Origin of the sequence: Microcoleus sp. S1D4 (genome assembly GCF_036700765.1) — a bacterium.
Lineage (GTDB): Bacteria > Cyanobacteriota > Cyanobacteriia > Cyanobacteriales > Microcoleaceae > Microcoleus.
Map to the genome: position 1 here is coordinate 487634 of NZ_JAUBPP010000001.1, position 25849 is coordinate 513482.

Genomic DNA, 25849 nt, shown 5'->3' on the forward strand with positions numbered 1-25849 from the left:
GTATTTGTTTGTTGATCCGCACCTTACGCCGTTATGGATAATCGAGGGGTTGTCTTCCCCGGATTTGGTATAACCTCATGCTCTAAGCTAAATTGAAATTGGCAGCATTAATCGCACTTGCCGTCACCCCATTCAGAGAGGCTAAAATTTCACCTGTTGCCGACAAACGGATGAAAGTTGAACTATTTTCTTGAGTAATTGACAATTGCGAGAAAGTTAGCCCGTTACCCAAGATTAATAAGTCTTTACCAACTTCAAAGTCAGTAATAATATCAGTCCCAGAATTGGTAGAAAGCAAGAATTTATCATTGCCATTACCTCCCGTCAAAGTATCACTTCCCAAACCGCCAGTCAGCAAATCATCACCCTTACCTCCCAGCAGAATATCGTTACCGTCACCACCATTCAAAATGTCAGCACCGCGGCTGCCAAACAAAACATCATTTCCGCTACCACCCAGCATAATATCGTTACCTTTGCCGCCGAAAAGAGAGTCATTGCCAGAGGTACCGTCGAGATAATCATTGCCCCTCATGCCCATCAAAACATCATTTCCGCTGCTTCCAGTCAGGATATCATCACCATTTGTACCGATAATTGCGTCGGGCGAATTGCTGCCTAACTCAGCATCGCCGGTGACAACAGGAGTCGCAATCCCACCAGGTGTTGTTATAGTTTCAATTTTGGTATCTAAAGCAGCACCAGTATTCTCAGCCACTACCTGAGAAATTGTCTTACTTCCAGCACCAACAGCTTTGAAATCTTGAGTAGTTTGGCCCAAGGTTACTTTTTGGACGCGGGCGACTGCTTCAGGAATTGAAGTTGTTGGGTTGGAGACAGCGGCATCAATGCGTTGATTGGCTGTTGCCATTACAGTCGCAGCTTGCGAGGTAATTTGGGTAAAATTTTGACTATTGAAACTGGAGTCAGTTTGCTTGATTCTAGTGGCTGCTTGCTGAATAATTGGTTCTAAATCGGCTGCATTGCTCAGATTTAAAACAGTACCGGATTGAACTCGACTCGTAATTGAACTGACAACAGCCTTGACAATATCGCTAGTTAATGCACTAGAAGCACCGTCAATCAAAGCGCTAGTTTGAGTGATGAAATTTTGGACTTTCACCATTGCGGATAAAGTGGCAACTCCGCCCGGTTCGCTGTTGTTAGTGGCAGCTATGGGATCTAAGCTAGTCAGGTCAATATTAGTGGGGATGGAAAGGGCAGTTTTGACTAAAAATTGTGCTTCTGCTGGTCCAATTCCTTTGTCGGTCAAGTCGGCAACTAAGCTGGTTAAGAGGGTGACAACAGTAGCATCTGGCGGTGCGGTGACTGGTGTTTCTAGGGGTAAGCCGGTGGCAGTGTCTGTGCCACCTATGGCAACTAAATTGCCTTTACCTGAGTCAATTTCCCCGTTTTGATTGTTGTTGAAAGTCTCGAAGGGGAGATTGAGATTAAATTCACCGTTAGAGTCAGTAGTAGTGGATGGTTCGCCGGCATCGAGGACACCGTTTTTGTTGACATCTAAGAAAACAGTAGCCTCGGCAATGTAACCGTCGATAACCCGGCCGTTTCGGGATTTCGTTACTTTGATTATCTGGCTGGAACTCGCACCATAAGGGTCTATTGCTGTTAATTTCGCGTTGAAGGATTGCCAGTTACTTGGGGGAGTTCCGGTGAACTTAATGCTGTTTGTGGCAGAGTCAAACGAGAATCCCAGCCAACTGCTGTTCGGATTGCTCTGTAATAAGCTTCCATCAGGCAGGGTTAGTGTGTAGGTGAGTAGGTCGCCATCCGGGTCTATGTAGACGTTAGGAATGTCCATATCGAAAGGAGTGTAACGAGAACGCAGGCGAATATTCTCGTCTGGAGGACGATTGGTCGGTGTTGGTGGTGTTGGTGGTTGTGGTGGTGTTGGTGGTGTTAGTGGCGTTGGTGTTGGCGTTGGTGTGACTGGTGTTGGTAGTGTTGGTGGTGTTGGTGGTGTTGGTGGCGTTGGTGTTGGCGTTGGCGTGACTGGTGTTGGTGGCGTTGGCGTTGGCGTGACTGGTGTTGGTGGCGTTGGTGGTTCTGGTGTTGGCGTTGGTGGTGTTGGTGGTTCTGGTGTTGGCGTTGGAATTGGCGTTGGAATTGGCGTTGGCGTTGGTGGTTCTGGTGTTGGTGTTGACGTCGGTGCAGTGTAGTTAATAATAGTGGTGGTGGCGGTATCAGCGGTAATTATCGGTGTTACCGCTGCGATACCTGTGGGATCTGACAGGGTGACGGTAATAGTTTCATCGGGTTCAACTATGGTGTCGCCCAACACATCCAGAGTGATGGTTTTTGATATTTCACCAGTCGCAAAATTAATCGTGCCTGTAGCAGTTTTTGCCCCAGAAGTGCCGCCGATATTGTTATAATCGCTGCCGTTGGTAGCTGTTCCGGCGATCGCATATTTGACGCTACTTGCCCCGTTAGTGAGGTTGCTGCGAGTCACAGTGAAAGTTAGAGGTTTTTTGCCGCTATTACCTTCGTCAATGCTGGCAGTATCGGTGGCAATGGCATAAGCAACAGAAACCTGGTCTGAAATAGTTAGTGTTGTTGTTTTTGTGGAGCCCGCAATGCCACCAGTAATTGTACCAAAGTTGAAAATTACAGTTTCGGGGTCTTCAGAGAGATTGTCAGGCTTGATAGTAACTGCAACATTCTTGGTGAGTTCGTCACCTGTTGCACCTGCGGGGAAGGTAATCGAAGTAGGGGAAAAGGTGTAGTCTGAATTTTCGGTGGCAGTGCTGCTGGGATCGAGGAGAATTGGCACAACTACATCGTTTAAGGGAGTGCCGCCGGCGATTTTGACGGGAACATTAACTACTGTATCTGTTGTTCCTTCCACACCGCTGTAAGTGGCCGCACCGAAATTAACTGTATTCGATGTATTCAGTAGAATCGAGACAGTTTGACCGGAAGCCGTAGCTATATCCAACTTACCGTCAGCATTAAAATCTCTCGCAACCGCAAAAGTAATATAACCATCAGTGTTCGGGGCCTTCGGGAGCGTAAAGTTGCTGAGAGTACCAAATTTACCCGTACCATCTCCTGACAAGACTGAAAGTTCCTGCTGCACGTAGTTAGACGTGGCTAAATCGAGTTTGCCATCGCCACTAAAATCCCCTGCAACCACAGATTCGGGACCTCCAAATAGATAAGGTGTGACACTAAAGTTGTTAGCAGTATCAAAATTACCCGTACCATCTCCCAAAAAGACAGAGACAGATCGATCTAAGCTGTTATTGGCGGCGATATCGAGTTTGCCGTCGCCATTAAAGTCGCCTGTAACGACAGTGCGAAACTCACTCCCTGCGGCAAGGTTAACGGGGGAGTTAAGGTTAACGGGGGAGTTAAAGTTGCCTTTACCATCTCCTAAGAAAACGGAGATGTTATTAGTATTTTCATAGTTCGACGTGACTAAATCGAGTTTGCCGTCGCCGTTAAAGTCGGCTGTGGCAACACTATACTTGCGTGCTTGTGTGTTAATCTTAACGGGATTGCCAAAGCTACCAGTACCGTCTCCCAAAAGTATTGAAATGAAGTTATCGCGGTCAGGAGTTGTGGCTAAATCTAACTTGCCATCTCCATTAAAGTCACCGGTTGCGATCGAAGCATGATCTATATTTTCACCGAAGTTGGTAGGATCGCCAAAACTGCCAGTACCTGTCCCCAGCCGGATGGAAACGAAATTGCCGTTACCTTGTGTATCCTTACGATTCGCTACAGCTAAATCGAGTTTGCCGTCTCCATTAAAGTCGCCCACTGCAACGCCAGTGGGATTCTCCTTACCTGCTGGCTTAAGTAAGCTGATAGGAGTAGCAAAGCTGCCCGTAGTGCCCGTCCCCAACAATATGGAAATATCTCTTGGGAAGAAGCGATCCTGCTTACCTGTCACTACTAAGTCGAGGAAACCGTCACCATTAAGGTCGCCCGTATCAATGTCTCCAGCATTTGGTACACTATAGTTTCTGGCTTCACTGAAGGTGGCAAGGACGTGGCTGTATGTTGCTAGAACTTCGGGCCGAAATGCTAAAGAGGCTGCAATTTTCCCGGTTGTTACTTCTAGTTCCCAGTCGCCACCTTTTGCTGCACTGCCGGTGAGGTTTTTGGAGGCGGCAACGTTGGTATTTGTGAGTTGGGCGATGCGCTGGATGAAGGTGAAGGATGTCAATGCGACATTGCAACCGTAAATCAGAATATCCGCACCGACAGTTAAAGCACTCCGCCACTGCTGCAATTTCTCGGCATAAGCTTCCAGATTGTCAGCACACAATCTAGTTTTTCCCAATTGCAAGCTACTCGGACTGCCGTGAGAAATAATGTGAATGCTGTCTATATTTGTCCGAAGAGCTAAAATTTCGGTAATTTGTGCAATCGCATCCCTGTCCCCATCCAAAACCACTACTTCCGTACCCGGTGTTACCCCGGCAATTAAACTTTGATAATCTGTAACAAGGCGATCGATAAAGGCGATCGCATTTCCTAAAATTTGACAATTAAAATTTCGCATCACACCACCTATTCCTGGTTTAAAAAAGAGTGAAAATTTGTAGTCTCAACCATAACGGTTTATTGCAGAAAACTCTGTAAAGATTTGCTAAAGATGTATTTATCAATAGTCCCTCGATCGACCTTGGGAGTGCCAAGAGTGCCTCCCCCCGCCCACGATGGCAACCGCAGGGGGATTGCCCCTATAAAGAATAGGGGATATGCAAATCGGGTCGATCGCACTTTCTATCGTATTTTTATTAAATCAGGTGGCTATTTGAGAACTTGAGTGAGTTCTCATCGACTTCTCATCGACTTTTGATTGGACCTCTCCCATAATTAAGTTTTTGTCCAAATGGGGAAAGGCGTAACGCAATATTAAGTAATATTGCGGGCGGTCGAGACTTCGGTACAAACGATATATCTAGAGGGTTTCAGTCTTAAATTCACACAAATGCACTGCCAACCCTAGCCATATCGACTGTCGCAATCTCGATCGCACCTCATATCGTTTCCGGTTGTATCGGAATAATAAAATCGAGTCAACAGTTAACACTAAACCATTCAGTTTTTCGACCCGCTCGTCAACAGTCAACAGTCAAAAGTCAACAGTCAACAATCAACAATCATGTAGGAGTGCAACCGGAATTGATATCAAAAGATTATCGAGAGATAAAATGCGCCCAAACATTCCCATCAGGCCCAGCAACTTGATTGACGTAACTGTAGGGATACATCAACTTTCTTCCCTCAGTATTGCTGTAGCCCGTGAGTGCATCTCCCCAAGGATCTTGCACGATATAACCCTGGGAATTGTAGCCAATTAAAGTGATAATGTGACCGGCCGCCGTAAAATCTCCCGCTAAAACTACCGGCCGCCGATTCAACAATTCCGATCGCACATCCGCCCATGTACGAGTCGTACTAAAACTCGTCTTAAACCCGTAAGCCTGAATCAGCGCCGTCAGCACGTTGTGATCGGTTTGAGAACCCTGGCCGGCATAGTCGAAACACCACTGCAACAACTCATCCTCCAACTGTCCGCCCCATTTAGAGCGAACGCCGTAGTAATAAAATACCATTGCGATCGCAGTTACATTGCAAGTAGACCAGTCAAAGCGCGGATTGTCCCGCTGCGAAAAATACGGCACGTTCAATTCCACATTGTTCGGAACTGGATCGAAAATTTTATCTCCCCGTTTGAACTGAACAAAGCTCGGAAAAACATAACCTGTATTGCCAAAATTCGGCAGTTCTTCAGTCAGGGAAACTTTTAGGTGACTGCCTTCCAAACCGTAGCTTTCCACGCCGTAAACTCTACCTAAAGGCAGTGTAGTTCTTTCAGTAGCACTTAGTTGGCTAGCATCTAACGGGCGTTTTTTCAATACCGTTGGTTGCAGCATTGTCATTGTCAAAGCAGCGGGGTCAAAGGGAACTTCTTTGCCGTTTTTCTTGATTTTAACGGACTGCCAATAAATAAATCCGACATTCCCGAAATCAGGAATAGATTCGGCGAGAGTTACTCGGAAATGACCCAAAACGCACGCATAGCCAGTGATGGTGTATGTGCTACCTAAAATTAAATCTGCAACTCCATTGGCGGGCAGTTTTGATGAATCTACTGGTTGGCTTTTAATCACAGTTGTTTGAGTTACCAACACTTCCGCACCCCCGCTGTTGTTGGGTACGTCGGCGAGGTCAAACTTCAAGGTTTTTGTACCTTTGGCTAACTGAACGTCTGGTTCGTAAAAATAGCCAAAACTGCCGATCGGCGAAATTGCCGAATCCAGCACCACCTTGAGATGCCCGTCAACAAATCCGTACTTGCTCAACGTAAAAATCTGACCTGCTTTGACAAAAACTTTTTGCTGATTTTCTAGTCGCGAAGAATCAACCGGAGCTACTTTAAAGAAAGTAGCAGAAACTATCTTTAAGGTCAAACCTTTTCCGACAGTCAGCGGATCGGAACTAACTGTAATGTAAATTACTTGGCTGGCGGTAACATTGCGTTTGCTGTCAGTTGCGCGCAACCTCAGCCAACGAGCTCCTGCTACGCTAAATCCTTTAGGCATATTCACTTGCCAAGTGCCGGCTTGTTGGTTTAGCGTAACGGTTAGCGGAAATTTATCTTCAGCTATTACATCAACTTTTACCGCTTCCTGCTTGTCAAAAGTACCCTGCAGGACGATCGCCTGATTTACCAAAACTTCTGTTGGCCCTTGATAAGTTAAATTAGGGGCAGGATTGAAAGATTTACCACCGCGACTGAATTGCACGAAATCGGGAAAAATAAAACCCGTATTGCCAAAGGAAGGCAAATTTTCAGTCAGCGAGACTTTGACATCACCTTGTTCTATAGAGAATCCTGCAACTCCGTAAATCATGCCCGCCGGCAAATTAATTTTTTCTTGCGGTTGCAGGCTTGCTGGATTGACCGGCCGCTTTTTAAGCACAGCAGTTTTGATAACAGTCATCGTCACAGCATTTCTATCACACTGAATTCCTATCCCGTTTTGCAAAATTTGGACGTGTTGCGAGTACAAAAATCCTGACTGGACAAAGTTGGGAATCTGGTTATTTAGGGTGACACGAAAATGATTGTCTACGCAAGCATAGCCGAGAATATTGAAAGTTTCTCCCTGGTAAAATCGGACTTTCTGATTTTCTGCTAAAGTAGCAGAATCTGCGGGATTGCGCTTTAACCAGGTTTTTTTGTTTACCCACAGCAACATCATTCCAGGCGGCGGGGTGGGTAATTCGGCGCGATCGAATATCATGATTTTTGCGCCGTTTGTGATGATTGCGTGCTTTTCGTAAAAAAAGCCGGACTTCCCCACCGGATTGATGGGATTCCTTAGTTGAACATTTAGGTGTCCGTCTTCTAACTCGTAGTCGGTAATTTGATAAGTTGTTCCGGCTGGTACGTCCGCTTTTTGTTGATCGTTGAGACTGCTACTAGGCAATGTTCCGGCTTTGAATCTGGTAAATTGGAGAATAATTAACGTAAAAGAGCGATCGGGTAAGTTAGAAGCAGGATTAACTTTGATGTTAATTTTTTGTTCGCCGATAACTTTACCAGCCTTATTAGTTGCCTTCACCTGCACAGTGCGAGTTCCAGTGCTATCGAATCCTTTCTCTAAACTGATGTTCCAGATGCCCGTAGATAAATTCATCTCAGCATTCAGGGCATTTGAGCCTTCTGTTGCTGAAATCGCCGCCACTTGATTTTTGTCAAAACTGCCCACTAAGACGGCACCTAGATTTGCCTCAACTTCTTGTGGGCCTAAGTAACTCAAAATACTGGTACTATTTGTCATTTAAATCTCCTTGAGCGATGTCGATCGTCTGTATACCTCGCTTGTAGCCGAGCCTCGATCCCCCTAAATCCCCCTTAAGAAGGGGGACTTGGAGTTAACTCTTATCTAGGCTTAATCAGAGGGACTTTGAGTTAACTCTTATCTAGGCTTAATCAGAGAGACTTGGAGTTAACTCTTATCTAGGCTTAATCAGAGGGACGCAGGAACACTCTTGTCCCCCCCTTAAGAAGGGGGGTTAGGGGGGATCTCCGGGTTTAAAAACAGGCGTTAAACTATGGTGACAAGAATATCTTGAGCGTGAGAGTCAACTTTCAGATTGTCTCCTTCATAAACCTGAATAATTTTGCCGGTGCCGTCGATAACAAAGGTGACGCGCTTGGCATAATCGCCTTTCTCGACATCGTAAGCTTTGGTAATTGCGCCATCAACATCTGCTAATAGTTGAAAAGGCAAACCGTACTTTTCTGTGAATTTTTGGTGCGATTCTTCGTTGTCGCGGCTGACACCGAGAACTACTATATCTTTGCCCTTGTATTCTTCATGAGCTGCTTTGAAGCTTTGGGCTTGTCTGGTGCAGCCGGGGGTGTCATCTTTGGGGTAGAAATACAAGATTACGGTTTTACCGGTGAAGTCGGAGAGGGAGACTGTTTTGCCGTTTGTGTCTTTGGCGCTGAATTGAGGAGCCGCGCACCCTACTGGTAATGTCATAGTTGTGTTTCTCTTGGAATTTATAAATGTATTTTAATTCATTTTGGGCTACTAGCGTCAATCTTTTGAATGGGAGATTCGGGATTGAGTGCGGGAAAGGGAAAATTCGCGCTTTCAAATAGTTCGGCTGGGTTATTTTCGGTATTGACTTGCGGGCGATCGCGTGTTAAATTATCGGTGTGTACTTAAGATTTTTCGACTAAATTAAAATTAGTTTACCAAACAAAATATGATTGATTTCTACACTGTGATTATCCGAAAAAGTGCTGAATATTGGGTTTATGGTGTTGCTGAATGCAGATATAAAACCATCGCTCGAACGCCGAATGATCGCTCTAAATTTTTATAAATCATACCCCTATTCTGCAACGCCGTTTCTTCCGTCCGGTAAGCATAATGCTTGAGCCTGATCACTTCACGCAGTTGATCTAAGAGCTTTTTGGGGCGAGGTTCCATCACCATGCAGTCACAACAAAGTATGTGTCTAATAATACTCGTAGTGCTAACGGTACACATCTGAAGATATGTGGAAATTTTCCTTAGATCCACCTCGATCGGTGTATTATGAAGAAGCTTTCCTCAGATCCACCTGATTTGGGAGGATCGCAAGAAAAAATCTACCTATCCACCTATTTTGGGATAGCTCTGAGAAAAAATTCTCTCTAAAAAGAAGTTAGCCCGTTGCGCGCAGTGTTTCCGAAAATCATATACATAATAATCCTGCTCAGATGCAAATCGGCGGCTTGCGTCATATGTTTTCATCGTAATATAATGAAAACGACTTGGAGGAATTCTATTACACTTGTTTCGCAATCAAGTCGAACGTTTTGCATTTATTTATGAGGGAAACAAGTTATGAGAACTATCGGTTTTAGAGTCGAACCTGCCAAAGTCACTTATGCGATTCAAGATGAAGGTAACATCATCAATCTTGAGGTTCTCAAGATCCCAAACGCTTTGGAAGTACCCGAAAAGCTAAAATACGTTCGGAATACCGTTCTGGATATTCTACACGAATATAATATCAAGAAGGCTGTCATACGTGTTGCTGAATCAACGGCAAAGCAAATTAGTGTTGAGAGGCTTCAAGTCGAGGCAGTCATTCAAGAGGCTTTCGCGAGCAGCCATCTTGCGAGATACTCCATCGCCCGATTAGTATCTTTGGCTAAATTAACAGACATACCATACGCCGATGCAAAGAAATACGTTTCAGGAGAATTGGTTATTGAACCATATGAGAAGTGGCGATCGTACACGGAAATACAACGCGAGGCTGTCCTTTGCGCGGTTGGAGCAATAAATGCTTAATTACCAATTTGCGGAAGTCTGCTTCCACCTCGAAGAGGAAATCGGACAAGAAGGGCGCAATTCGCAAGTATTCAAGGCTACGGATAAGCATTTGGATGCTGTCATCGTTGTGAAACAGATCAGTAAGAAGCAAGAGAGCGGAACTGATTTAGATCCAGAGAAGTTCTTCCAAGAGTCTAAGATTCTATATCTTAGCGGACACACTAATGTAGTGCCAGTTCACTATGCTTGCCAAGATCAAGATTTTGTTTACATTGCAATGCCATTGTATGCGAAGGGTTCGCTGAAAAAGCGTATGGACGCTGAGTTCTTGACCGTTCGCGAGATTATTCGGTACGCAACTCAATTCCTGAGCGGTTTAGCTAATATCCACTCGAAAGGGCTGATTCATTTTGATATAAAGCCTGACAACATTCTGCTTTCAGATAGAGATGAAGCGCTTGTATCTGATTTTGGTTTAGCTAAATTCACTCATCCCGATGGGAGTGCGCTTCCAGACATGATATATTCAGGGCATTTTGTGCCAGAAGCTCTCGATGAAGACTTGCATTTAACCCGCCAAACAGATATTTATCAAGTAGGGCTTACGCTTTACCGTATGTGCAACGGAAATGCAGATTTTGAGAGGCAACTTCAGGTATTTGCGTCGGACGATGAATTTCAGGCTGCCATCCTTAGTCAAACTTTCCCCGACAGGCGAAGTTTTCTTCCTCATATTCCAGAAAAAATGCGGAAGACCATTAAAAAGTGCCTTGAGGTTTCGCCTGAAAACCGACACGCATCAGTCATTGACATCATAAATGACTTGGCTGACATAGACGACAATGCGCTGGACTGGCGCTAATCTGATGATGGGACTCAGAGGAAATGGACGAAACAGTCGGATGACAAGACCTATTGCTTGGCAGTAGATTCGCAAAACATATCGACCGCCACAAAACAAATTGCAGAACGAGAACAAAGGATCTCATCTTATTGCCTACCGTCGATAGATAACGCAGGCATAAAGCGTTTCTTAAAGGCACATTGACATGAAACAGAAGATAAAAATCGACGAAACTTTTCTCACAAGGTCTTTGATCTCCAATCCAGATCAAAAATCTATTGGTGCTGAGAAATGCTCTTCGTCCAACCTACAGGACATAAAACATAAACGTGAATGGGTGAGGGGTGATAATGGATTTATGATTAGAGTAAAGAAAGCTGACGAGGATGATACATCCCAAGCATGAGACCATTCTTGAACAGTAAAAAGTACGCCAATAGAGAAAACAAGCTGAAGTTGCTGCTGCGCTGTCCGCTGCTGCTGTTACTGCACTACCTCAAATTCTGGGATGTCCCGATTCCTCTATGATTCATTTGCATCATTCAGCAATGCCAATCGGTATCCTTTCCAGTTAATAGACAGCATGATATTTTCCTCGCATTACTGCTGCTCGATCGCTTTCACAGCAGCTAGATATCGCTCTTTAACATCCTTTTGATCTAGCTCTTCTGAAATTCCTTCGTGACTGCCGCGATCGATCATGTTGGCATGACGTAGCAGGGCGGCTCGGTCTGCTTTGCTGTGTGTAAAAGGGGCAATAACGGCGATCGCAAAATACCTGAGCCTCGCCTTTTTCGTCTCCCTTCAAAGTACGGGTGTAATCAACAAACTTCTTGATATTATTCAGTGTATCGGTCATAATAAGTGTTAAATTAGTATTAATTGGGTTGATATTTGTGACTGTCCGGTGATTGGAGTACCCGTTGCCAGGGATACAGGAAGCGATCGCCAGCTTGAAATGTTAATTGTTGTTTATCTCTGTAACAATTAAAAATATAGTACCTATTCAAAAAATCTCTCAATGACTTTTATCCCATCCGAAGCATTTAAATCTATTAGTTATCCCGATCGCACTGTCAAAAGAGCCGATCGCGCGATCCGGTGCAGCCCTTTTCAATTACACTTCTTCCAGACCATCCGCGATAACAGTGTTTTCCTAACTGCGATCGCCTCAAACGCGGGTGTTGAAAGCGGCTACACCCGATCGCCCGTATCCGAACTCGTAGCGGAAAACTCCCTACTCTGGCTGATCCAAGTTGGCGTTTTGCGGCGCGAAGTAGACGGACAAGGGATTACCGACAGTTTTCGCCTCACACCCCTGGGCCGCCAACTCGTGGAAAAATGGGAACAGGAAGGACAGGGAGTGCCGGCCGCGTCATTATGCGATCGTATGGGAAATGCGGTTAGCCGCGGATTGGGACTGTTTCTTTAAGCGTTTATTGCTTGTCCGACAGTCCGACAGTCCGACAGGGAATGAATTCCGTGTCTCATAGCAAAAGTCGGTTAAAACCGACTGCAAGTCTCAATTTAATTGGATGTTGAGTTTCGCATTGCACGTTAATCAACCTCCTCAGTCCTCTTGCAGAGGACTTGCGCTATGAGACAGGGATTTCAATCCCTGTCGGACTCGCCGTCAAACGAGTTAGACCCCTTAAAGCCGTCAAGCGAAGTACGGGGTTTTAGACCAATTTTCTTGATAAATTAAATGCCCGATCGCTTAACTAATACAAATTAAACTTAAATCAAATAACAATAATGGTTCAAACCGCTTCTAAACCTTTGAGTCTCCATGAATTTCTCCAACTGTCGGAAACCAAACCCGCCAGCGAATTCATCGACGGCCAAATTATCCAAAAACCTATGCCCCAAGGAAAACACAGCACAATTCAAAGCGATTTGGGTGCTGACATCAACCGGGTACTCAAACCGCAACGCATCGCCCGCGCCTATCCAGAATTGCGCTGTACCTTTGGCGGTCGATCGACTGTACCCGATCTTGCAGTCTTTACTTGGGAACGCATTCCCCGCGACGAGAACGGCGAAGTCGCCAACACTTTCGCCATCGCCCCCGACTGGACAATCGAAATTCTTTCCCCCGACCAAAGTCAAACTAAAGTCGTCCGCAACATTCTCCACAGTCTCGGCCACGGAACCCAGATGGGCTGGTTGATTGACCCGGAAGAAGAACTGGTATTTGTCTATTTTGCCGTTAGCGAAGCCCTCGCAGAGGATCGCACCATAGCATTTTTTGAATAACCGGGCGATCGCCTCCCCGTTCCACCCTTCGCTGAATCCTTGAATCTGACTGTTGGTGAAATGTTCGGTTGGCTGAGTCAGTAGCGCCACCTCGATTTATGAATGATTTTTTAACCGCAGAGGGCGCAGAGGGCGCGGAGAGAAGAGAGGGTTCTCTACGGATTTGGTTCGATCTAATGTGCGGTCGATCGCCTATACTGGAATATCTGGTTGTCAGCTCTTCAAGGACGAGAGAGGACTAAATTCCTTGCTAAAAATTAATTATGATTATTTCACCGGACTTGATAAGTAAGTCCACCTAACTAAAAATAAGATATTGATGGCTGAAAAAAATGCTGTACAAGCATTCTTTCTTCCTTCTTCCTTCTTCCTTCTTCCTTCTTCTAACAACTAACTAGATAAAACGTTTCTCAAAAATGGAAGCTAAATCCTACAAAGACACCGTAAATCTGCCCAAAACCAAGTTTGATATGCGGGCTAACGCCGCCCGTCGCGAACCGGAATTGCAACAATTTTGGGCAGATCAAGAAATCTACGATCGCCTTTCGGAAAATAACCCAGGCGAATTGTTCATCCTCCACGACGGGCCACCCTACGCCAACGGACAACTCCACATCGGCCACGCCCTCAACAAAATCCTTAAAGATTTTATCAACCGCTACCAAATGCTGCGCGGCAAAAAAGTTCGCTACGTGCCCGGTTGGGATTGCCACGGATTGCCGATCGAACTTAAAGTATTGCAGAACATGAAATCGGACGATCGGCTAAATCTTACGCCGATCGAACTCCGCCGCAAAGCCGCCACCTTCGCGCAGCAAACAATGGAACAGCAGCGCGAATCCTTCCAGCGCTACGGCGTTTGGGGCGACTGGGAACACCCGTATTTAACCCTGAAACCCGAATACGAAGCCGCTCAAATCGGCGTTTTCGGTCAAATGGTTCTCAAAGGCTACATCTATCGCGGCTTTAAACCCGTGCACTGGAGTCCGAGCTCGAAAACAGCCCTCGCCGAAGCAGAATTGGAATATCCCGAAGGCCACGTCTCGCGCAGCATCTACGTCGGCTTTCATGTCAGAAACTTGTCAAAATCTTTGCAGGCGAAGCTCAAGCGCTATATGCCGAGCCTCTGGGCCGCGATTTGGACGACTACCCCCTGGACGATTCCGGCAAACTTGGCGATCGCAGTCAATCCCGAACTGATGTATGCAGTGGTGGAACCGCCGGCAAATTCCCACATCGCACAACAATTTATGTTAGTCGCTGTCGATGCGGTCGATCGACTGTCGGCAACTTTCAACACAGAATTAAAAATCCTGGCTACCTTCCCAGGTAAAGAATTAGAAGGCTGCACCTACAAACATCCGTTGTTCGATCGCGAAAGCCCGATCGTTGCCGGCGGCGACTACATTACCGCTGACTCAGGAACCGGATTGGTGCACACCGCGCCCGGCCACGGACAAGAAGACTTTATCGTCGGAAAACGCTGCGGTTTGCCAGTTTTAACGCCCGTAGACGAAAACGGAAATTTCACCGCAGAAGCCGGAGAGTTTGCAGGTTTAAATGTCCTCGGAAACGGCAATAGCGCGGTAATTGAGGCATTGGAAAAGGCAAATTGTTTGATTAAAGAGGAAGCTTATCCTCACTCCTATCCTTACGATTGGCGCACTAAAAAGCCGACGATTTTTCGGGCTACAGAACAGTGGTTTGCGTCCGTTGAAGGGTTCCGAGATGAAGCATTAAAAGCCATTTCTAATGTGAATTGGATTCCCGCCCAAGGTGAAAATAGAATTACTGCAATGGTCGGCGATCGAGCAGATTGGTGCATTTCTCGCCAGCGGACTTGGGGCGTTCCAATTCCCGTATTCTACGACGAAGAAACCAACGAACCGCTGTTAAATGAAGAAACGATCGCCCACGTCCAAGCCATCTTTGCCGAGAAGGGTTCCGATGCTTGGTGGGAATTGTCGATCGATGAATTGCTGCCGGAATCTTACCGCAACAATGGCCGCACCTACCGCAAGGGCACCGACACGATGGATGTCTGGTTTGACTCCGGTTCTTCCTGGGCCGCAGTTGCCAAAGGTCGATCGGAATTAAACTATCCTGCTGATATCTATTTGGAAGGTTCAGACCAACACCGCGGCTGGTTTCAATCCAGCTTGCTAACCAGTGTAGCAACCAACGGCATTGCTCCTTACAAAACAGTTTTGACTCACGGTTTTGTGCTGGATGAAAAAGGCCGCAAGATGAGCAAATCTGAAGGAAATGTCGTCGATCCGGCTGTGGTAATTAAGGAATATGGAGCCGATGTTTTGCGGTTGTGGGTGTCTTCGGTAGACTATTCTGCCGATGTGCCGTTGGGCAAAAACATTCTCAAACAGCAATCGGATGTTTACCGCAAAATTCGCAATACAGCTAAGTTTTTGCTGGGGAATTTGCACGACTTCGATCCGGCAAAAGATGCTGTAGCTTACGAGGATTTGCCAGAACTCGACCGCTATATGTTGCACAGAATGGGCGAAGTTTTTGCGGAAGTTCAAGATGCTTTTGAAAGCTTCCAATTTTCCCGATTCTTCCAAACTGTGCAGAATTTCTGCACGGTGGATTTGTCTAATTTCTATCTGGATATTGGGAAGGATCGACTTTATATCAGCGCGACAGATGCCCGTCGCCGTCGCAGTTGTCAGACGGTGATTGCAATTGCTGTGGAGAATTTAGCCAGGGCGATCGCACCTGTTTTGTGTCACATGGCCGAGGATATTTGGCAGTACCTTCCCTATCCGACTCCTTACAAGTCAGTATTTGAAGCCGGCTGGGTGCAACTTGATGCTTCGTGGCACAATCCAGAATTGGCTGCGCGCTGGCAGTATTTGCGACAAGTGCGCGGTGAAGTTAACAAGGTTTTGGAAAAAGCCAGGACTGAAAAGGCGATCGGTTCTTCTTTGGAAGCTAAGGTTTTATTGTACGTTCCCGATGTCGAAAAAAGACAGCAATTACAAGCTTTGAATCCTAGCAGCGAAGAATTGGTGGATTATGTGCGATCGCAAAATGCAGCGATCAAACTAACCGCAGAGGAGAAAGCAAAAGCAGTACAAGATCGACAGGAAGAAAAAGCTGCAAGTGTTGCAAAAAACTTGACAATAAAGACTGTTAGTGTTGAGCAACAAACAGTCGCTAAGCGCGATGCAGATTCTGAAATTGTAGAGTATTCTACCCCAGAAGAATCGGCTTTAGACTTGCAGCAAGTGTTAGATCGCAGCGCCCAGTTTGTCGCCGATCTACCTGCATACGCGGGCAACTTTATCACAGAATACCAAAAAGTTATGGTAACGCTAGGGCTGTTAGCTTCTGTATTGGTAACGGGTAGAGTAACCCTGGCAGTTTTGGATACGATGAATCAAATTCCTCTCTTGGAAGTCTTCTTTAAAGTCATCGGTATCTTATTTACAATCTGGTTTGCTTTCCGTCACTTGCTGTTTGCAGAAAACCGTCAAGAAATTGGACAAACAATAGATTCTCTGACAGCCGATGTGCTGGGACAAACAACTGCGCTTATGCTTGTAGAAACACAGGCGATCGTGCTAGCGCCCGTAGTAGAGACAGCGCTTGTACCGATACAGGCGCAAACATCCGCAGCCCAACAAAGTTTTGCAGAAATACCTGCAATCCCGAAAGCAGAATTAAGTGCGGCACCCAAAGCAAAAACTCCTGCTGAAGTAGCTGTACACCATCATTCTGCAAGTGGTAGCAACGGTGTAGACGAATTGCGCTATTTGTTCATCACCTCAGAAGTTGAACTGATCGAATCGAATGCAGCAATGCCAGAATTGCCGTACAGTTACCAATCTCCAGAGTTGGCGATTGGTGTAGTCAAAGCAGACGGCCAAAAGTGCGATCGTTGCTGGAATTACTCAACCCACGTCGGAGAGTCGATCGAACATCCGGCAATTTGCGAACGCTGCGTCTCAGCAGTAGACGGCAAATTTTAATGCAGGATGTGTAATAAATAGTTTGTCATTGCCAGTGAAACGAAGCAATCGCTTAATTTCCGCCATTGCTTCGCTTCATCTCTCTCCTCTCTTCTCTTCCTCTGCGTGCTCTGCGTTCTCTGCGGTTAAATCATGCCGATTATTCAAATTTAAATAGCAATGGTTTACGCAGAATGTTTTTAGGCAGAGGTGTAAATCCCCATCTTAAAAACGTCGCGCGACCTATGTCAACTGTTTAAGGTATGTGTATGGTGCGGATCTGTGAGATTTCCCCGCTTTCTGGCAGATTGTCGGTGAATCCGCAGCCTACGGGGATTTTCCAGCTTTCCCAGCAGATGTTGAATAGTGACATACTTGCGATATGTTGTATGGTAAGTCGCACGAGTCGTTTCCCTCTCAGTACGCTTTGTGACCGATTTTCCTACTTACCGAATGTTTTTATGAAAATTTTAGTAACTGGTGCAGCAGGCTTTATCGGCTATCATTTAGCCCAAAGATTACTATCCCAAGGGCAACAAGTTTACGGCATCGATAACTTAAATGACTATTATGATGTCAACCTCAAAAAAGCGCGTTTAGCTCAACTCCAGACGCATTCGCAATTTACTTTTCAATATTTAGATTTGAGCGATCGCCCTAGCATATCCCAACTTTTCCAAGACCAAAAATTTGACCGTGTTGTTCACCTCGCCGGTCAACCGGGCGTTCGCTACTCGCTGGAAAATCCTCACGCCTACGCAGACAGCAACCTCACAGGATTTATCAACATTTTAGAAGGCTGTCGCCACAGCCAAATCGAGCATTTAGTTTTTGCTTCTTCCAGTTCTGTTTACGGTGCTAATACTAAAGTTCCCTTTGCAGTTAGCGATAACGTCGATCATCCGATTTCCCTTTATGCAGCCACCAAAAAAGCTAATGAACTGATGGCTCATTCCTACAGCCATTTGTACGGTTTGCCGATTACGGGATTGCGCTTTTTTACAGTATACGGCCCTTGGGGAAGACCGGATATGGCTTATTTCAAATTCGTCAAGGCGATCGCCGAAAACAAACCCATCGACGTTTACAACTTCGGCAAAATGCAGCGCGATTTCACTTACATTGACGATGTAATTGAAGGAGTTGTCCGAGTCATGGCAAAACCGCCTCAATCGATCGCCCAAAATTCTGCCACCACGGCTCCCTACAAGATTTATAATATTGGCAATCATTCCCCTGTGGAATTGTTGACTTTTATCGAAGTCATTGAAAAAGCAACGGGGAAAACAGCCGTTAAGAATTTTTTACCAATGCAGCCCGGTGACGTACTTTCTACCTATGCAGATGTAAGCGATTTGATGCAGGATGTAGGATTTAAGCCCAGTACGCCGATCGCCCAAGGTATCCATAAGTTTGTAGAATGGTATCGAGACTATTACGGCGCTGCGGGCGAGAACTCTTACAGTCAAGAGGCTGCAGAGATAGAACATCTTCCCAATGGCGATCGTTTGGCCAAAGTTTAAGCGCCAACAATAACTAATGTGTTTAAAAACGCATTAGTTTTACCACTATTGGTTCCTAGTGCGGACTGAATTTCGCACTAGGAACCAATATTGTAGATAAATACGGTTTACTTAAGACGATCTCCCTGGCACACCCCTTAAAAAGGGGAGTAGGGGGTGGGACAAGAATGCTCTCAAAGTCCCCCTTCTTAAGGGGGATGCGAGGGGGATCTCCGGGGCATAAATATGTTAAGTGAACCCTATTGTATTATAGATGCTCCCGATTAGAGGAAAACGATATCAATCGATGAGCAAAACTATTTTCGGTCAAAAAAACTGCAGACTATTTCACCAGGGTTGTTTTGTCCAAACGCCAAAACACGGCCATCTTTCTTAACCGTAGTGCGATCGCGGCAATTGTAGACTTCCAGAGGCTGTTTAACTCGATCCACACTCAGAGTTACCCTGTACTCCCAATAATTTTTCGCACTGCGTTTGATATCGACAATGCAAATCTCGCGCCCTTGATAATTTCGGCAAACAGATGCCTCAGCCGGCAGCGCCACCCAGAAAACAGATATTAATAGCAACCAGCCGCAAAAATATTTCATCATCAGCTTAACAACAAAGCGCGCCCTCAAGCCGCTACATCATAGGATAGCTGAACCATACCAGAACTATAAGTCTGACATCCAGTTAGCTGCAAAGCTGTAGTATTGGGATTAGCAAATAAAGGAATTCCCTCGCCCAAAATCAGCGGGTGTACTGAGAGAATTAACTCGTTGACAAGATTGTTTTTCAGGAAATCGCGAATTAACAAAGAGCCTCCCACCAACCAAATATTTTTGCCCTCTATCAAGCGCAAATCATTGACAAAACTCTCTAATTGTGTTACTACTTCCACATCAGAAGTTGCTGCGAAATCTAGATTTTTAGTAAAAACATAACTTTTTTTTTCTTGGTAGGGATACTCGCCAAAAGTTAGCACTTGTTCGTAAGTTTTCCGACCCATGAGAACCGTATCGATGCTATCTAAGAATTTAGTGTAGCCGTAATTTTGGTCTGTAAACAGCCAGTCAATATCGCCATTCGATCGCGCGATATAACCGTCCAAACTAGATGCAATGAAGAGTACAATTTTACGCATGGCAATACCTGGATTTTGGCTGTGGGGGCGATCGCCCGAATCACCTTAATTTTAGATCCTATCATGTCTGAAGACAAGGCTGGCAATAAGATTAGTGCGATCGCAGTAATTGACCAGAGAGAAGTACCAATCGAGGCCAAGAAACCGGGTTTCTGCGAGTCTTTGGTTGAGTGACGAAAAATACAGAGAGAAACCCGGTTTCTGAGATTTTCGCATGGGGCCAAGAAACCGAGGTTTACGCATTGAGGCCAAGAAACCGAGGTTTACGCATTGAGGCCAAGAAACCGGGTTTGTACGAGTCTTTGGTTTGGTGACGAGAAATGTAGAAAGAAACCCGGTTTCTGAGATTTTCGCAGGGGGCCAAGAAACCGAGAAAATCAGAGATTTGTATCTAGTTTACTGTGCCGATGGTAGCTTAAGTTCGATACCCACTTTTTCACCAAGATCGATCGCCTTATTAGTAATATCAAGCGCGCCTCCCACACCAGTGCCGAGAATACCAGCCAACGCGACAAGAGCTGTTAAGCTTTTCTTTAACCTGGCTTTATTCCATTCGTTCTCCGGTTTCTTGACTTCCGATTCGACATCTTCAATATCGATAATTACTCCCTCGCGGATGTCTTCGGGAAACTGCGTGGCGGTTTCGCGCATTGATGAAATCAGTTGTAGAATTTCAGCGGTATTCGCGTTATTGTTTTGAAGGCCGCCAGAGGCTGTTTGTTGGGCATTGTCTTTTACTTCGTTAGCGATAGCAGCGTTGGCTATTTGTGCGCCTTGAAAATTATTATTGTTTTGAGGAGAATCTTGAGTCATTTTGTTATTGCCTAAGTGAACGTTGTACACAATTTGCTGAGAATTAGAGGAATCTACAGGGCCAGGTGCATTGATTTCTGAAATTCTCTCTCTTTCCCGTTGTTGCAAATTATCCGGGAAATCTTCCATTAAGCCGCGCACCTGAAGCATTTGATAAGATTTTTCGCATTCGACTTCGTAGCGGCGGTTGGCCAAACGGCGGCGCAAAGCATCAAAATCGTAGAGGTGAGGGTCTTGGCTACCTTTGCATTCGGAACAATTGCAGGGGATGAATTCATTATATTTTAGGCGATTGTCATAGGTAGCATGAATTTTCCAGAGTTCGTGGCGGATGCGGTCTAAAAGAGATTTTTTATGGTTCCCGGAAACTCGAATGCAGATTTCTCGTTGGTGGTAATTTTCAATAACTTCGGCTTTGGCGTAATTGTCGGCGAGAATGACTCCATCGCGCCAGACAATATCCCCCCTACCCTTTGGTAAATCGGATTGAGGGCGGTAGATTAACAGGTGCATTTCCACGATAAAACGGGTAATGATACCTTTGGGCATGAAGTCGTATTCGTAGCGCAAAATCAGGTTATCGGTGTCGTCCCAGGTGTAGTGGGGCGTTTCGAGGGGGAGAAGTTGCGGGGCGATGTATTGTCCGGGTTGGGAGGGGATTTCGTAACACAGTTTGAAGTGTTTCATCAAGTGCAGTAGTTCGTCGTGCAAGTCTTGGTATTCTCTGTCGCGCCAGATTTGCTTGAGGTTTTCCTGGGTGAAATACCCGTAGTTGGCGATGACTTCTGCGTTGTCGGTAACTTCTCCATTGTCGGTGACTTTTTTGTTGCCGATGAGTTTGTAAACAGCGTTGGTTGCCAATTCAGGACGCAGGATAACTACATTTTTGAGGATGGGGTCTTTTTGGAAATGGAGGATGATACCCAAGTCGTGGAGGTATTTGCTGAGACTCAACATGGCGGGTTTATCCGGCGTTTTGAAACCTTGGCGAACGCAGATGTTGAAAAATTCACTGACTTCGATGTGGGTTTTGCGTTGCGAATAGTTTTCCAAAACGTGGCGGACGTTGGCCCAGCGTTTGGGGATGGGGGTACTGATGTGGTCGAGGGTAGTGATGCGGTTTATTAGGGCGTTTTGGAGGAATTCGAGTCCGCGATTGCTGGCGAGATTGGTAGGGCAATCTTTTTCTAAGTTGGCAAAGTCATGCCGCTGTTGGCCGAGGTTGATTTCGCAGCGGATATCTTGTTTTTCGTTTTGGACGAGGAATACGGGACTGCCGTTGCTGAGAAGTTCGATGATACTCAGCCAGTAGCAGAGGTTGGGGTTTTGGCGGCGGTTATCGACGAGGAGAACATACAGAGAACGTTCCGTGAGGAAAAATTGGTGGGTGGCGTGGTAGATTTCCTGTCCGCCAAAGTCCCAGAGGTGGACGCGGAAAGGTTTGCCGTTAGGTTGGGGGAATTCCCAGCGCATCACATCGATGCCTTCGGTGGTGGGTTCTCGTTCTTTCAGTTTGTAGTTGGGGTTGAGGAGTTTGTTGGCTAGGGTGGTTTTTCCCGCTTCGCCTTCACCGACAATCAAAAGTTTGGCTTCGTTGAGTTCTTCGGTAGCATTGGGGTCGCGGGTTTGGAAGTAGAAGTCGAGGATGGTACGCAAATCGCCTGGTTCGTGGTAGTTTTCGCCTTGGAGGATTTCGGGAGGAATCGGGAGCGGATTTGCCCGCAAGTCGAGTTTTTCCAGCTTTTCCATGCCACGAATCGCCTCTGGGATGGAGGTAATCTGATTGCCACCGAGGTCAAGCCGTTTCAGATTCGACAGTTGCCCCAGCGCTTCTGGGATGGAGGTAATCTGATTGCTACCGAGAGAAAGCTGTGTCAGATTCGACAGTTGCCCGAGCGCTTCTGGGATGGAGGTAATCTGATTGTTATGGAGGTCAAGCCGTTTCAGATTCGACAGTTGCCCGAGCGCTTCTGGGATGGAGGTAATCTGATTGTTATGGAGGTAAAGCCGTTTCAGATTCGACAGTTGCCCGAGCGCTTCTGGGATGGAGGTAATCTGATTGCTACCGAGAGAAAGCTGTGCCAGATTCGACAGTTGCCCCAGCGCTTCTGGGATGGAGGTAATCTGATTGCTACCGAGAGAAAGCTGTGTCAGATTCGACAGTTGCCCCAGCGCATCTGGGATGAAGGTAATCTGATTGCTATGGAGGTAAAGCTGTCTCAGATTCGACAGTTGCCCCAGCGCTTCTGGGATGGAGGTAATCTGATTTCTATCGAGAGAAAACTGTGTCAGATTCGACAGTTGCCCCAGCGCTTCTGGGATGGAGGTAATCTGATTGCTACCGAGAGAAAGCTGTGTCAGATTCGACAGTTGCCCGAGCGCTTCTGGGATGGAGGTAATCTGATTGCTACTGAGAGAAAGCTGTGTCAGATTCGACAGTTGCCCCAGCGCTTCTGGGATGGAAGCAATCTGATTGTTACTGAGGTAAAGCCCTGTCAGATTCGACAGTTGCCCGATATCCTCTGGGATGGAGGTAATCTGATTGTGACTGAGGTTAAGTATTTTTAAGTTGGTTAATTGAAGAACAGCATCAGGAAACTCAGTTAACTTATTCCCAACCCATTTGTTTTTCTCTCCATCGAACTTCGCCAACACCAAAGTCTCAAGCTGCGTGCACTTGCCAATCTCCGGCGGCAATTCCTCCAACCCCAGCCCCGACAAATCCAGTTCCGTCAATTTTTCCTCGGCTGCTCGGTCAATTCGCCGCACTGCTTCCTCTCGCGTCATGCCCTTCGTCTCTCGGTAGGATTCATTTTATTGTGACAGGATTTTTCGCTTGGTGGGGAGTTGCCCGCACGTCACAATCAAAGAAACCGGGTTTTTTTGGCTTTCTACACTGTCATGCGTCTTCTGGGCAAAAACCCGGTTTCTGAGCGAGACATCACAACTATAATAAAATAACCGTTAAAAGAGGAAAGCCAATGGTGACGAGCCTGAATGTGGATACGGCACTGCTGCAAGAGGCGATCGAACTTGAGGGAGAAATTGATTTCGAGACTCTAGTAGAAATCGCCTTGCGCGAATACATTCAACGCCGCAAACAGCCACAGAATCTCGAACTTAGCTTTGGAGAATCTCTCAGTGCATTTCGTGAAAAATATCAACTGCACGAACTGGGTTTAAATCCTGATGAAATTTGGGGAGAAGTTCGCGATCGAACTTTTGCAGGACGCGAGGTCATCTTTGAATGACGCTGCATTATTTACTCGATACCAACATTATCTCCGAAATAATGCGCTCGATTTCTTCGCGGTGGCGATCGTAATTATTTTTTGGTTTAGTGACGAGAAATACCCAGAGAAACCAGGTTTCTCAGTTCTACGTGTGATACCTGCTTACTAAAACTTTAGCTAATCTAAATATAAACACATAATCAACCTCAATTTCATGTTTTTTACCAACAGATGACAAAGGGTGGTAGGCTTGGGATAGGAAGTTATTTGTTTATGAACCAAATTAAACGTGTTGCCATAGTGGGAGGAACCCACGGAAACGAACTCACAGGCATTTACCTGGTGAAGAAGTTCGATCGCGCACCAGAGTTAATTGGGCGATCGACTTTTGAAACTATCACCCTGCTAGCCAATCCCAAAGCTTGCGAAATCGGGACACGCTACATCGATATCGACCTCAACCGCTGCTTTAGAAGGCAAGATTTAGAAAATCCCCATCTCTCTACCTATGAAGCGCAGCGGGCAAAAGAAATCTACCGCATTTTTAGCTCAAAAAACACTCATCTGCCCAACGTAATTATCGATTTGCACAGCACCACATCCAACATGGGGCTAACATTTATTCTCGCCAGCCATCATCCATTTAACCTGCAACTAGCAGCTTATTTAACCTCTGTGTATCCCCACCTCAAGGTACTCGCTTCTACAACCAAGAATCATGATAGTCCTTTGCTGCGATCGCTTTCCGAATTAGGCGGTACGCTGGAAGTTGGTGCAGTCCCGCAAAGCGTATTGGATGCCTCTTTATTTCAGCAAACCGAGCAGGTTGTCGGCACAATTTTAGAGTGCGTAGAAAGCTACAATCAAGGCACAATGCCTGCTGCAACAAATCCCCTGACTGTTTATCATACCATCGGGGCGATCGACTATCCCAGAAACGAAAAGGGAGAGATTCAGGCAATGATTCATCCTCAGCTACAATCCAGAGATTATCAAGCCCTAAATCCCGGCGATCCGATGTTTTTGACCTTTGAGGGCGAGTCAGTCTTCTATGAAGGTAAATCGACGGTATATCCAATTTTTATTAACGAGGCGGCTTACTACGAAAAAGGAATTGCGATGTGTTTTACCCAAAAGCAAATAGTTAGTTGTTAGTTGGCAGTTGTTAGTTGTTAGTTGGCAGTTGGCAGTTGGCAGTTGGCAGTTGGCAGTTGGCAGTTGTTAGTTGTTAGTTGTTATTTGTTATTTCTTATTTGTTATTTGTTATTTGTTATAGCAATTCTAAATCATTTGTAAACTTCTTACTCCCTCCCCTTAGTAAGGGGAGGGTTGGGGTGGGGTAAAAAGATTTACGACTCATTTAGGATTGCTATAGTTGTTAGGTATTAATTGTTAGGTGTTAGTTGTTATTTATTAGTAGGGGCGGTGCCCCCGTGCCCGCCCTCTTAGTAGTCAACAGTCAACAGTCAACAGTCAACAGTCAACAGTCAACCGTCAACAGCTAAAACTATTCTTGAGGATTTTCAGGCGACAAAAACTTCTCTTCAGCAACAGGACGAGAATCATGAAATTGCTGCCATACTTGTAAACTAAAAATACAAGCAAGCAGCCATATAAAACCAGCAATATAACCAGCAATAACATCGGTTGGCCAGTGAACTCCGAGATAAAGCCGGCTCAAACCAATAGCCGCAATTAATACCACAGTCAAGCTGTAAATCAACCAGCGCTGCTTGGGAAAGCGCGAACCCAAGAGATATCCTAGCAAACCGTAAATAATCATTGAAATCATCGCGTGTCCGCTAGGAAAACTGTAAAATTTTACGTCAACCGTGCGCTCCCAAAGTAGAGGTCGATCGCGCGCAAACAGTTGTTTCAAGAGTAGATTTAAACCCAGACCTCCCACGCCTGTAACAGCAATAGTTGTGGCTTCGGAGCGATGTTTGCGTACCCACAATATAATACCCAAACTCACGCTCAGCATGAGCAGCAGGTTGGGTTCTCCCAAAAATGTCAAGCCGAGCATGAGGCGATCGCGCAGTGGAGTGTGCAGGCTCCTAAGATATAGTAAGATAGATGTATCGAAAGCGTAGGTTTCTTTTTCCAAAACCTCTTCGGCAATGGTGGCAAATGCCCACATCGCCAAAGCAGCAACCGCAAGGCCACAAAGCCGAATTATCGAAATCAGCGATCGAATTTTAGAGAGCATTTTTTAACTAATTAAGCAGTAAAAACCGAGAAAACTAAGCTGTTTTGCTT

15 protein-coding genes and 1 pseudogene are annotated in these 25849 nt (G+C 45.8%); 9 read left to right on the forward strand and 7 right to left on the reverse strand.

Going from position 1 to position 25849, the window contains the following annotated elements; translation table 11 throughout:
- Positions 1 to 82 precede the first annotated feature (82 nt).
- From QT998_RS01955 to QT998_RS01965, 3 genes are all read right to left on the reverse strand, one after another.
- Positions 83 to 4534, reverse strand: a complete 4452-nt coding sequence (locus tag QT998_RS01955; protein ID WP_333113328.1) for a DUF4347 domain-containing protein — start codon at positions 4532 to 4534, stop codon at positions 83 to 85.
- Positions 4535 to 5174: 640 nt separating this feature from the next.
- Entirely contained in the window at positions 5175 to 7829 is a 2655-nt protein-coding gene (locus QT998_RS01960) for a C39 family peptidase (RefSeq protein WP_333113325.1), read from the reverse strand.
- Positions 7830 to 8096: 267 nt separating this feature from the next.
- Entirely contained in the window at positions 8097 to 8537 is a 441-nt protein-coding gene (locus tag QT998_RS01965; RefSeq protein ID WP_333113323.1) for a peroxiredoxin, read from the reverse strand.
- A gap of 855 nt (positions 8538 to 9392) precedes the next feature.
- Between QT998_RS01965 and QT998_RS01970 the strand changes: the two genes are divergently transcribed.
- The 7 genes and pseudogenes from QT998_RS01970 to QT998_RS02000 all read left to right on the forward strand — a co-directional run bounded on the left by QT998_RS01970 (position 9393) and on the right by QT998_RS02000 (position 18418).
- On the forward strand, positions 9393 to 9845 hold the full coding sequence (locus QT998_RS01970) for a hypothetical protein (RefSeq protein WP_333113322.1): 453 nt from the start codon (positions 9393 to 9395) through the stop codon (positions 9843 to 9845).
- Positions 9838 to 10689: a serine/threonine-protein kinase gene (locus QT998_RS01975; protein WP_333113319.1), complete on the forward strand. Its 852-nt coding sequence runs from the start codon at positions 9838 to 9840 to the stop codon at positions 10687 to 10689. Before QT998_RS01970 ends, QT998_RS01975 begins: the two co-directional genes overlap by 8 nt.
- A gap of 384 nt (positions 10690 to 11073) precedes the next feature.
- On the forward strand, positions 11074 to 11199 hold the full coding sequence (locus tag QT998_RS01980) for a hypothetical protein (protein ID WP_333113316.1): 126 nt from the start codon (positions 11074 to 11076) through the stop codon (positions 11197 to 11199).
- A 493-nt stretch (positions 11200 to 11692) separates the two neighbouring features.
- The gene (locus tag QT998_RS01985; RefSeq protein ID WP_333087766.1) at positions 11693 to 12103 is read left to right on the forward strand and encodes an Npun_F0494 family protein; all 411 of its coding nucleotides are present in this window, start codon (positions 11693 to 11695) and stop codon (positions 12101 to 12103) included.
- Positions 12104 to 12426: 323 nt separating this feature from the next.
- Positions 12427 to 13011 (forward strand): annotated as a pseudogene (locus QT998_RS01990) (Uma2 family endonuclease).
- A 332-nt stretch (positions 13012 to 13343) separates the two neighbouring features.
- Positions 13344 to 16916, forward strand: a complete 3573-nt coding sequence (ileS, locus tag QT998_RS01995; protein WP_333113313.1) for an isoleucine--tRNA ligase — start codon at positions 13344 to 13346, stop codon at positions 16914 to 16916.
- A 440-nt stretch (positions 16917 to 17356) separates the two neighbouring features.
- On the forward strand, positions 17357 to 18418 hold the full coding sequence (locus QT998_RS02000; RefSeq protein ID WP_333087771.1) for an NAD-dependent epimerase: 1062 nt from the start codon (positions 17357 to 17359) through the stop codon (positions 18416 to 18418).
- Positions 18419 to 18714: 296 nt separating this feature from the next.
- Here the strand turns inward: QT998_RS02000 and QT998_RS02005 are convergent, their stop codons facing one another.
- The 3 genes from QT998_RS02005 to QT998_RS02015 form a co-directional block, all read right to left on the reverse strand.
- Positions 18715 to 19011, reverse strand: a complete 297-nt coding sequence (locus QT998_RS02005; protein ID WP_333113310.1) for a hypothetical protein — start codon at positions 19009 to 19011, stop codon at positions 18715 to 18717.
- Between the two features lie 23 nt (positions 19012 to 19034).
- Positions 19035 to 19544, reverse strand: coding sequence for a dihydrofolate reductase family protein (locus QT998_RS02010; RefSeq protein WP_333113308.1), 510 nt, complete (start codon positions 19542 to 19544; stop codon positions 19035 to 19037).
- 396 nt (positions 19545 to 19940) lie between these two features.
- Positions 19941 to 23144, reverse strand: a complete 3204-nt coding sequence (locus tag QT998_RS02015; RefSeq protein WP_333113306.1) for a leucine-rich repeat domain-containing protein — start codon at positions 23142 to 23144, stop codon at positions 19941 to 19943.
- 194 nt (positions 23145 to 23338) lie between these two features.
- Between QT998_RS02015 and QT998_RS02020 the strand changes: the two genes are divergently transcribed.
- Together QT998_RS02020 and QT998_RS02025 are read left to right on the forward strand one after the other, a co-directional pair.
- Positions 23339 to 23608: a type II toxin-antitoxin system VapB family antitoxin gene (locus QT998_RS02020; RefSeq protein ID WP_333087777.1), complete on the forward strand. Its 270-nt coding sequence runs from the start codon at positions 23339 to 23341 to the stop codon at positions 23606 to 23608.
- Between the two features lie 255 nt (positions 23609 to 23863).
- Complete coding sequence (locus tag QT998_RS02025) at positions 23864 to 24745, forward strand: aspartoacylase (RefSeq protein ID WP_333113305.1); 882 nt, start codon at positions 23864 to 23866, stop codon at positions 24743 to 24745.
- Positions 24746 to 25097: 352 nt separating this feature from the next.
- Here the strand turns inward: QT998_RS02025 and QT998_RS02030 are convergent, their stop codons facing one another.
- Positions 25098 to 25799 carry a phosphatase PAP2 family protein gene (locus QT998_RS02030; RefSeq protein WP_333113303.1) on the reverse strand — a complete coding sequence of 234 codons (702 nt, stop codon included), beginning with the start codon at positions 25797 to 25799 and terminating at the stop codon, positions 25098 to 25100.
- Positions 25800 to 25849: the final 50 nt, after the last annotated feature.